Annotated in this window: 9 protein-coding genes; 3 read left to right on the plus strand and 6 right to left on the minus strand. The window is 52.9% G+C overall.

The window, feature by feature from the left end; genetic code table 11:
• Positions 1-88: 88 nt before the first annotated feature.
• Positions 89-1,798 carry a glycoside hydrolase family 13 protein gene (locus KNP84_RS04580; protein ID WP_285800456.1) on the minus strand — a complete coding sequence of 570 codons (1,710 nt, stop codon included), beginning with the start codon at positions 1,796-1,798 and terminating at the stop codon, positions 89-91.
• Positions 1,799-2,011: 213 nt separating this feature from the next.
• Between KNP84_RS04580 and KNP84_RS04585 the strand changes: the two genes are divergently transcribed.
• Both KNP84_RS04585 and KNP84_RS04590 read left to right on the plus strand, forming a co-directional pair.
• Entirely contained in the window at positions 2,012-2,476 is a 465-nt protein-coding gene (locus tag KNP84_RS04585; protein ID WP_131471471.1) for a GNAT family N-acetyltransferase, read from the plus strand.
• Positions 2,477-2,523: 47 nt separating this feature from the next.
• Positions 2,524-3,288 carry a MerR family transcriptional regulator gene (locus KNP84_RS04590; protein ID WP_215114373.1) on the plus strand — a complete coding sequence of 255 codons (765 nt, stop codon included), beginning with the start codon at positions 2,524-2,526 and terminating at the stop codon, positions 3,286-3,288.
• A gap of 26 nt (positions 3,289-3,314) precedes the next feature.
• Here the strand turns inward: KNP84_RS04590 and KNP84_RS04595 are convergent, their stop codons facing one another.
• The 5 genes from KNP84_RS04595 to KNP84_RS04615 all read right to left on the minus strand — a co-directional run bounded on the left by KNP84_RS04595 (position 3,315) and on the right by KNP84_RS04615 (position 8,588).
• Positions 3,315-3,968, minus strand: coding sequence for a hypothetical protein (locus KNP84_RS04595; protein ID WP_215114374.1), 654 nt, complete (start codon positions 3,966-3,968; stop codon positions 3,315-3,317).
• Positions 3,969-4,057: 89 nt separating this feature from the next.
• The gene (locus KNP84_RS04600; protein ID WP_021066075.1) at positions 4,058-4,642 is read right to left on the minus strand and encodes a hypothetical protein; all 585 of its coding nucleotides are present in this window, start codon (positions 4,640-4,642) and stop codon (positions 4,058-4,060) included.
• 12 nt (positions 4,643-4,654) lie between these two features.
• The gene (locus KNP84_RS04605; protein WP_058764877.1) at positions 4,655-5,797 is read right to left on the minus strand and encodes a DegT/DnrJ/EryC1/StrS family aminotransferase; all 1,143 of its coding nucleotides are present in this window, start codon (positions 5,795-5,797) and stop codon (positions 4,655-4,657) included.
• Positions 5,794-6,639, minus strand: a complete 846-nt coding sequence (locus KNP84_RS04610; protein ID WP_215114375.1) for an NAD-dependent epimerase/dehydratase family protein — start codon at positions 6,637-6,639, stop codon at positions 5,794-5,796. The genes KNP84_RS04605 and KNP84_RS04610 overlap by 4 nt, the downstream gene beginning before the upstream one ends.
• 29 nt (positions 6,640-6,668) lie before the next feature.
• Positions 6,669-8,588, minus strand: a complete 1,920-nt coding sequence (locus tag KNP84_RS04615) for a polysaccharide biosynthesis protein (protein WP_215114376.1) — start codon at positions 8,586-8,588, stop codon at positions 6,669-6,671.
• 420 nt (positions 8,589-9,008) lie between these two features.
• Here KNP84_RS04615 and KNP84_RS04620 point away from each other — a divergent pair, with 420 nt between their 5' ends.
• The gene (locus tag KNP84_RS04620; RefSeq protein ID WP_021066071.1) at positions 9,009-9,761 is read left to right on the plus strand and encodes a homing endonuclease associated repeat-containing protein; all 753 of its coding nucleotides are present in this window, start codon (positions 9,009-9,011) and stop codon (positions 9,759-9,761) included.
• Positions 9,762-9,866 lie beyond the last annotated feature (105 nt).

Below are 9,866 nucleotides of genomic sequence, written 5' to 3' on the forward strand. Positions count from 1 at the left end.
CCCCTCCTCGTCTTGTCTATATATGAATTCGTGCTCTCTCGTCATTTCCCTGTACGCAAAAAAAGACAGGGAATGTCCCTGTCTTCGATTAACTCATTTTATAGACGCGCCCCTCGAACGGCTTCAAGTGGACGAGTGTCGTCTCATCATGCGGCTCGAGCGGCATGTTTTGCAAGACGACATCTTCCGAGCGAAGCGTGAGCTCCGTCGCAAAGATGGCTTCTTTGCCCGTCAAATTCGTCATGACGAGGTATTGCGAGTCACCGAGCGTGCGCGTGTACGCGTAAATCTCCGGGTGTTCCGGCAAGACGATGTCATACGTCCCGTAAACGAACGTCTCGTCTTGCTTGCGAAGACGAATCATCTCTTTATAGAAGTTGAGAATCGAGTCCTCATCTTCGAGCTGAGCATCGACGTTGATGTCCGTGTAGTTCGGGTTGATACCGAACCAAGGCGTATCAGCGAACGTGAAGCCAGCATTCGGTCCCGCGTTCCACTGCATCGGCGTCCGCGTATTGTCACGTGACGAGTTCCACGTGATGTCCATCATCTCCTCATGGCTCTTGCCATGTTCGAGACCGATGTAATAGCGGTTGCGTGTCGCGATATCGTCGTACTGGTCGATCGAGTCGAACTTCACGTTCGTCATACCGATCTCTTGGCCTTGATAGATGAACGGCGTCCCTTGCATGAGGAAATACATCATCGCAATCGATTTCGCGCTCTCTTTCCAATAGCGCTCGTCATCACCCCATGACGACACGGTCCGTGTCTGGTCGTGGTTCTCGACATAGAGGGCGTTCCAGCCGTCTTCTTCGAGACCTTTTTGCCATTTCGTCAGGACGTTCTTCAAGTGGACGACGTCGAGCTTCGACTCGGCGTCTTCACGCCAGAGACCCATGTGTTCGAATTGGAACACCATGTTCATCTTGCCTTCCTTCTCGCCGACCCAAAGGTGGGCGTCGTCAGGCGACACGCCGTTCGCTTCCCCGACCGTCATGATGTCGTGCTTGTTGAACGTCTCGTCGCGAAGCTCTTCCAAATAACCGTGAATCCCATCGACGTTCATGTGCATCTCGAACGATGGCACGAAGTCGAGGCCTTCTGGGTTCGGCAAATCGCCGAACGATGGATGTTTGCGGATGTGGCTGATTGCATCGACACGGAAGCCGTCGATGCCTTTGTCGAGCCACCAGTTGATCATGTTATAGATCGTCTGGCGCATCTCGGCGTTCTCCCAGTTCAGGTCCGGTTGTTTCTTCGAGAAGACGTGCAAGAAGTATTGCTCCGTCGTCTCATCGAACTCCCAGGCCGACCCGCCAAAGATTGACTCCCAGTTGTTCGGTTTCGAGCCGTCGGGTTTGCCGTCACGCCAAATGTACCAGTCACGTTTCGGGTTATCTTTCGAGCTCTTCGATTCGATGAACCATGGGTGCTCGTCCGACGTATGGTTGACGACGAGGTCGAGCAACAGCTTCATGCCGCGTGCATGGACTTCCGTCAACAGTCGATCGAAATCTTCCATCGATCCGAACTCGTCCATGATGTCCTGATAGTCGCTAATGTCATAGCCGTTGTCATCATTCGGCGACTTATACATCGGACAAATCCAGATGACGTCGACGCCGAGGTCTTTTAAATAGTCGAGCTTATCGATGATGCCTTGGATGTCGCCGATTCCATCGCCGTTCGCATCGTAGAAGCTGCGCGGGTAGATTTGATAAGCGACGGCTTCTTTCCACCAGTTTCGTTTCAGTGTTTTCGTTTGTGTGTGTTGGTCACGTTGTAAAAGTTGCATGTCTCAATGATACTCCCTTATCCCTAAACTCACTGCGCATCCTATATACTAATATCAGTGCTGTTGTCTCTATATCGCATTAGCGCAATCGTTTGCACGATGCACTACGTTTATCTTAACAAAAATTCGAAATCAATACAAAGAGTGTTTCAACAGCTTACTCACCGTGTACCCTACACGAATTTGAAATGAAATGAAAGTGAGGCGACTTATATGATTCGTTTGGCCACACAGGCCGATCTTTCGGCAATCGATCAACTAATTTTACAGAAAGCCCAAGCTTTTCAGGCAGCCGGAAAAACGCAATGGGTGAAATATTTGGAACCGAGCCGGACCGATTTTGTGACTCATGACGTCACGAACGGGACCGTGTATGTATATGAAACAAATGGAACCATCACCGGGTCAGTCAGTTTGATTCCGCCGACGGCTTGGGATGAGAATTTATGGGACGATTCCCGGGGGGCCGTCTATTTACATCGGCTCGTCGTCGACGACCGAATGAAAGGCCAACAAATCGGCGAACAGCTGATGCGTCATGCGCTCGCAGCAACGTCGGACCGGATTCGCCTCGACTGCGTCGCCACAAATTCCTTTTTGAACGCCTATTATCCCCGCTTCGGCTTCCGTTATGTCGGCGAACGGGATGGCTTTTCCTTATTTGAAACAAAGGCTTGACCTTGACGCGACGTCAACGTGTACGCTGAATCCAAGGAGGTGAGGACATGTATACGATTCAACAGCTCGCCACACTCGCCGGCACGACCACACGGACGCTACGACACTATGATGCGGTCGGTCTGCTTGTTGCCGAGCGTGACACCAACGGGTATCGCCGTTACTCGTCACAGGACGCCGAGCGGTTGCAGACGATTCTGCTGTATCGTTCGCTCGACTTTCCACTCGAGACGATTCAGGCGTTGCTCGAAGCCGAACCGTTCGATCGGACTCGTGCCCTCAAGGAGCAGGTGACCGCGCTGCGCGCAAAGGCCGCCTATTTCGCGACACTCGCCGAGACGGCGGAATCGACGCTCACCTCACTGAGAGGAGGAATTCCAATGGAAGACAAATCATTGTTCAACGGTCTGTCGTTTGACGAACTGAAAACCCACGAAGCGAAACACGAGCCCGAGGTCGTGGAGCGTTGGGGCGAGAGCGAGGCGTACAAGACGTCACGTGCGCGCGCCGACAAGCGCTCGAAAGAAGACTGGGAAGCTCTCAGTCAACAGCAAGTCGATCTCGTCAAGCCGCTCGTCGACTTGTTCACGGCCGGTGTCCCGGTCGAAGACCCACGTGTCCAAGCGGCCGTCCAGGCGAACCACATGTTCATCAACGACCAGTTTTATGACTGCTCGCTCGACATGTTCAGCGGACTCGGACAGATGTACGTCATGGACGAGCGTTTCACCGCATTCTATGACAAGTACGCCCCAGGACTTGCCGTCTACTATAACGACGCCATCCAACACTATTGCATTACCCAAAGCTAAACGGCCAAAGCATCGCGCTTTGGCCGTTATTTCGCCGTTCGGCGGTCATAGACATCTTCCTTTAACAGCAACTCGATTTGCCGTCTCAGGAGGGGCAATACGGTCGTGAGCTGTAAATACGGGTACGTGGCAAAGTTATCCGTCCCGCCGATATAGAGCACGGCCCGGTCGACCACAGACCAGCCCCGCTCGGTCCACTGTTCGATTCGTGCCTCACAGACGTCCGGTTTGGCCCGAAACGCCCAGTATGCCTCGAGTTGACCTTCGGCGATCGTCGGTTTGACCGTCAGCACCGGACAATCGAATCGAGCGAGGACACTCGGGTCGATCGGTCCCGTCTCATGGGTGACGATCAGTTGTGGGTCGAGACGATCGAGCCACATCGTCGTCTTCGCATCGTTTAACGAAGTGACTCGCAGGATGTGATGGAACGGAATCGGCTCGTCGTTCAACGGATAGCGACCTTTCAATTCTCGAATCCGGGCCCGGCTGGATACGCGCATGAGAGGCGCCATCGACCGGACATAAGCGTGTGTCAGCCAATGGTTGAGCGATTCGGGTCGATGCTCGCTCGGACCATCTTCTCGAATCACATGGGTCACCCCTAGATTGCGAATCGCCTGATAGACGTAGGCGGATGTGCGATGTTCCCCGACAAGTAACACGATTGGTCGGCCCATGGCGTTTCCCTCCTTCCAAGATGTCGCAGTTCAATTTAAAATCTAACGAGCTGACAAATGTTCCGTTCATCGCGATTTCTGTTCAACGTTCACTTCTTTCCATCACACGACTCACGAAGCTCCAATTCGGCGAGTGCCCGTTTCCAAGAACCATACCGCCGCGATATTTTTGCGACACTCGGTCGTTTATGTTGTTTGGCCCATTTCTGATACGTGACGGCGTTGAATGGGACCACGACCCGGCTTGCTTCGAGTAACGATTGGACGATTTCTGCTTTTTCACGTTCTGGTTGGACGGTAAAATGGAGTTCTTCTAAACGCTCGACCGTTTTCACGGCCAGACTCCAAGACCCGAAGTGGGAAATAATATCACCTAGGGAAGGGGCGACTTGACCTTTGGCCCACTGTTGATAGTGGGTGCTCGTCAATCTCCCTTCCTGTTCAAGTGCGAGCCGAAGCGCTGCGATGAGTTCTTGTTGGGTATACTGTTTGCGGGATTCGACGAGACCGGCCGCTTTTAACGCACCGGTCCATGACCCGTAAAAATTGAGAACGTCGAGGAACGTCGGGACGTCTCGGTCTCGGCTCCAGAGCTGATATTGTTTGACAGTGAGGGTCGGAGTCAGAGATGCAGCGGCTCGAAGCGACTGGATAATCTCTGCTTCCCGGTTCATCGTTCGTCCTCCTCAGACACTTTGTTCGGTCACGATTGTACGAGTATCGAGTACCGTCTGGATGACTTGCTGTTGTTCTCCGAGCGTCAAATCAGATCCCGACGGAAGACAGATGCCGTTTTCGAAGAGTCGGCGACTGACGTCTTCTCCGTCGACCGACACGTATTCCGCATCGCGGTAAACGGGCTGTAAGTGCATCGGCTTCCAGACGGGACGCGATTCAATCCCGGCCGTGGCGAGCCGCTGCATCAACGTGTCACGATGCAATTCGGTTTGGTCCAATTGCATGGCCGTGAGCCAACGGTTGGCCCGTGAATATGGGACCTCTTGTTGATACGTCGTCCCAAGTTGCCGGAACATGCGCTCGTAGCGGGAAAAGACGCGACGTCTCGCTTGGACGCGCTGTTCAATCACTTCGAGCTGTCCCCGACCAATGCCGGCCGAGACATTGCTCAATCGATAGTTGTACCCGACTTGTTCATGCTCATAATGCGGCGCGTCTTCCCGGGCTTGCGTGGCCAACTTGAGCGCTAACTGTTTCGTTTCCGCATTCGGCACCATGAGCATGCCGCCGCCTGAGGTCGTGATGATTTTATTGCCGTTGAACGAATAGAAGCCGATGTCGCCGATCGTGCCCGTCATCTGCCCGTGCCATGTCGAACCAAGTGATTCGGCCGCATCTTCAATCAACGGGACACCATACTCGCGGCAAATGTGGCGAATCTCACCTATTTTCGCGACGACGCCATAGAGATGCACGACGATGACTGCTTTCGGAAGTTTCCCTTTCGTCGCCGCTTGGACGAACGCTTTCCGGAGCGCGTCCGGCGACATGTTCCACGTCGTCGTTTCCGAATCGATAAAGACCGGGATTGCCCCGACATAACGGATCGGGTTGACCGATGCCACGAACGTGAGCGATTGACAGAAGACTGTGTCATTTGTCCCGACACCGAGAGTAAGTAGCGCTAAATGGAGGGCGGCCGTACCCGAGCTTGTCGCCAAGGCGTGAGGATGGTCCGCATATGCAGCCACTTCCGCTTCAAACGCATTGACGTTCGGGCCGAGCGGCGCAATCCAATTGCTTGCGAACGCCTCTTCGATATAAGCCATCTCACGTCCGGACATATGCGGCTTTGATAATAAGATGTTCATTTGATGCCCTCCTTCATCATGTTTTTATACGAGATATACCAGTCGACGACTTGCTCGAGCCCTTCAAATAGCGATGTACTCGGGCTGAAACCGACTAAGGTATCGAGCGTCGGAATGTTCGACTGCCGGAGCACGGATGTTCGCATCGGCAACGACGTCTTGGCTGATTTGTTGAGGATGTGCCCGATATCGGACAGTAACGTTTGAACGGTCACGTAGTCCGAGGCTGGAATTTGAAAGTAGCCGACGGGCGACAGTCCCGTTTGAACCAAACGCAATAGCCGAACGACCGACTCGACGACGTCATCGATATAGGAGACGTTGATGATATCCGTCGCATAATAACCGGAAAGACGGACACCGCGGTCGACGGCGACAATCGCTTTGGACACGAGTGTCGAGGAGTCATCCCAAGGTCCGAAGACGTCTTCCGTGAATAAGTGGATGGCGGGGGGATCTTCTTCGCTCACTTCCTTTACCGGGAGGTTGAACGTGATGAACGACTCGAGCGGGACTCGTGTCGTATGCAGCCCGATATACCGCTTCATCAACTCATATCGTTCGAGTGGGTCGTCGACGGTACGGGTCGAACATAAGATGATGTGGCGTGGTTCATGTCGCTTCAAGATGCTGCGCATGACCGTCTTGTTCGCGAGTGTCGTACGAATCAACTGAAACTGCGGGTGCGTCAGGACGTAGAGACGTTGTTTGGCAATTCTCGTCTTGTGCCGCCCTTCATCGTCGATTCCGACGACGTCAAACCCTTCCTGTAACAGTCGACGTGCCAGATGGAATCCTTGAAAGCTGGCGACGCCGACGATGAGCACTGTTTGATCGACCATCGTTCTCCCCTCCTCGCTCGTAGTGGCGTTCAGTTCCCATCGGCGAGACGTGATGCGGCGATATGAGGACGCATCCGTTTCACCCCGTGTGTGAATAGCCGTTCGACGTCTCGATCGAGGTCGTCGCTGTTGGCGATGAACAGCAACAGATACATCAACGCGTCACGGTCATCACGGAACGTTTCAATCAAATGCAAGACGGAGGAGACGGTCTTGAACGGCCGGGTCCGACCGACAAAGATTTTTGGGAAGACGTTCGCTTCCGGACCGAGCTCACTTTCGGCCAGCAGTTCTTCGTATAACTTCTCACCAGGACGAATCCCGGTGACCTCGATTCCAATCTGGTCGGTCGTGAAACCGCTCAACTCGATCATTTTCTTCGCCAAATCGATGATTTTGACCGGAGCACCCATATCGAGCACGAACACTTCACCACCTCGCGATAAGACGCTCGCTTGAATGACGAGACGACTCGCTTCCGGGATGGTCATGAAGTAACGGGTCATCTCGGGATCGGTGACGGTGACCGGACCTCCGCGTAGAATTTGTTCTTTAAACAGCGGGACGACCGAGCCACGGCTGCCGAGGACGTTACCGAAGCGGACGACCGCAAAAATCGTATCACTGGAACGAGCTTTCTCTTGGACGACCATTTCGGCGATTCGTTTCGTCGAACCCATCACGTTCGTCGGATTGACCGCCTTGTCCGTCGAGATCATGATGAAGCGATTCACTTTGTGACGGGCCGCGACGTCGACCATATGTTTCGTCCCGTAAATGTTGTTTTTAACGGCTTCGAGCGGATTGTCTTCCATGAGCGGAACGTGTTTGTGGGCGGCGGCGTGATAGATGATGTCCGGTTTATACATCCGGAACACTTCTTCAAGCCGGGCCTCATCCTGCACATCACCGATGACGGGATAAAGCACCGTGTCCGTCCCGAGTTCGCGCAGCTCTCGTTCAATCAAGTAAATACTGTTCTCGCCGTGACCGAGGAGAATCATTTCAGCCGGGGCAAATTTGATGAGCTGACGGCACAGTTCCGAACCGATTGATCCGCCGGCACCCGTGACGAGTACCGTCGCCCCTTCCACATGACTAGAAATTCCAGATATGTCCAACTGGACCGGTTCTCGGCCTAGCAAGTCTTCGATTTTCACTTCGCGGATTTCACTGATGGAGACCTTCCCGGTCGCGAGCTCCGAGATCATCGGTAACGCATGGGACTCAGCACCCGTCTTCTCAATCCGTTTGAGCAAGGCAAGGCGTCGCGCATAGGACAGGCTTGGGATGGCCAAAATCACGACTTCAATCCCGTGCTCTTGGATGATGCGCTCTAAATCGTCCGTCACCCCGAGCACTGGAACACCGTGCACGTAAAGCGACTGTAGGTGCGGGTTGTCATCGAGTAGACCGACGACACAGAGGACGGTCGTCCGATGTTCTTTCAACTCACGGACGATCAACTGGCCCGAATCACCAGCCCCGATGATGAGCGCTTTTCGTCCGGGATGATTAGAGTGCGGTTTGAACACATCGAATACGTGGTTGCGGGCCAAGAATCGCGTGAACAAAATCAAGTTGAAGGCGAGCAACCCTTGGACAGCGATGATCATGCCGAGCCCTGCCCCGAAGTGGAACTGGTTGTAGGCGTACAACACCAAGTCACTGCTCAGTAAGGCGATGGCGACTTGTTTCATCTCATGGACCGAGGCGTAACGCCAGTCGATACGATGGATTTTTAACACCGTCCCGACGAGACTGAAGCTGATGATTTTGATACCGACCATCATCAACATTTCGCTCGATTCGAGCGCCGCGTACGACGTAATCGTCGAGAACAGCAATTCAAACGTCGCATAGAGCACAAATGAGACGATCAAGATGTCGAGACATAAGAACAGCAAATTCCGTTGATTCTTCCGATACACGTTCACAAGTGTTGCCATGGTAGTTCGCACCTCCAAGAGTCTGAGTTGTTCGTTCGTGGTGTGGGTTGGAATGCGCAAAAGATGCGTCGATGCTAGTAAACTACCCGACTCTTCTCGACAAATTTAAAGATAAAACAAGCTTTTTCTCATGAACGACACGGATGGCAACAAAGGAGTTCACGAAATTATTATCATGATTTCTTTCACATAATGAATAATTGTCGGACAAACGGGAAATGGGAATATACATAACCCGAATTGGGTATCGTTTACATTATTTTGCATCTCATCAAAACAGAGCATAAGGAGGTAGAAATCGATTTCAAGCATTCTTTTTGACTAGCTCGTTGACTCTTCCAACCAATACAAGCTGTTCATTCACACCAAGAGACCTTCCGAGACGCTCGCTGCGTCTCCCTCCAAAGGAGAGACACCAAGATGAAAAAATGGACACGCCCTCAAATCGTACAAGCGTTGCAGTTAGCTGCTCAAGAACATGCCGAGCTCGATTCGAAACGGTACAGCGTTTGGTCGCAAACCAAAAACGTGCCGTCCCTTTCCACCGTCATCCACCAGTTCGGGTCTTGGCGCGAAGCACTCGTCGCCGCCCAAATTCAAATGTCGTTCCATTACTATTCAGACGAGGATATCCTTCGGGCATTGAATCAAGCCGCCGAAGAACTTTCGCTCTTCACGAGCCAAACGTATCGGGAGTGGTCGAAAGTGACACGTTCCCCGTCACTCACGTTAATCAGCAGCCGGTTCGGCTCTTGGTCGAACGCGCTCCGGGAAGCGAAACTTCAGACGACCGCGGCGAAAAATAATGAAGAACGGATTATTCAAGCGTTGATTGAAGCGTCAGAGGAACTCGAGCGTCTCACATCCCAGCACTACGCCATCTGGGCCCAAGAGCGCGGCTATCCAACGGTCGCGACGATTGCGCGGAAGTACGGATCGTGGAGCTACGCCTTGTTCGTCCTCGATATCGCCCCACCGAAGCGGAAATGGGATGAAGAAGATGTCATCGAGGCGCTTCGGGTCGCCAGACAAGAGTTGTCTCACTTCAGCATCCTCCATTATCGGAAATGGGCCGAAGGACGAAACGTACCGAGCACATCGACCATCAACGCCTTATTCGGCAGTTGGACGGCGGCGTTAAAATGTATGGAAGAACAAAAAGTGAATCAATAAAAACAGGCCCGGTCTCTAGACTGACCTAGCGAAATGAGACACTAATAAAAACACCTTGATTAGGCTGCCATCCCACCGTATTTTATCGGTGTGAGGTAGCCTAAT

Origin of the sequence: Exiguobacterium sp. s70, from assembly GCF_018618315.1 — a bacterium.
In the GTDB taxonomy this organism is placed as follows: Bacteria; Bacillota; Bacilli; order Exiguobacteriales; family Exiguobacteriaceae; genus Exiguobacterium; species Exiguobacterium chiriqhucha.

Coding starts and splice junctions, on each gene's coding strand:
- KNP84_RS04605 (WP_058764877.1), bottom strand. CDS start 5,797: ATGAACATCTTATTATCAAAGCCGCATATGTCCGGACGTGAGATGGCT.
- KNP84_RS04620 (WP_021066071.1), top strand. CDS start 9,009: ATGAAAAAATGGACACGCCCTCAAATCGTACAAGCGTTGCAGTTAGCT.
- KNP84_RS04580 (WP_285800456.1), bottom strand. CDS start 1,798: ATGCAACTTTTACAACGTGACCAACACACACAAACGAAAACACTGAAA.
- KNP84_RS04610 (WP_215114375.1), bottom strand. CDS start 6,639: ATGGTCGATCAAACAGTGCTCATCGTCGGCGTCGCCAGCTTTCAAGGA.
- KNP84_RS04585 (WP_131471471.1), top strand. CDS start 2,012: ATGATTCGTTTGGCCACACAGGCCGATCTTTCGGCAATCGATCAACTA.
- KNP84_RS04600 (WP_021066075.1), bottom strand. CDS start 4,642: ATGAACCGGGAAGCAGAGATTATCCAGTCGCTTCGAGCCGCTGCATCT.
- KNP84_RS04615 (WP_215114376.1), bottom strand. CDS start 8,588: ATGGCAACACTTGTGAACGTGTATCGGAAGAATCAACGGAATTTGCTG.
- KNP84_RS04590 (WP_215114373.1), top strand. CDS start 2,524: ATGTATACGATTCAACAGCTCGCCACACTCGCCGGCACGACCACACGG.
- KNP84_RS04595 (WP_215114374.1), bottom strand. CDS start 3,968: ATGGGCCGACCAATCGTGTTACTTGTCGGGGAACATCGCACATCCGCC.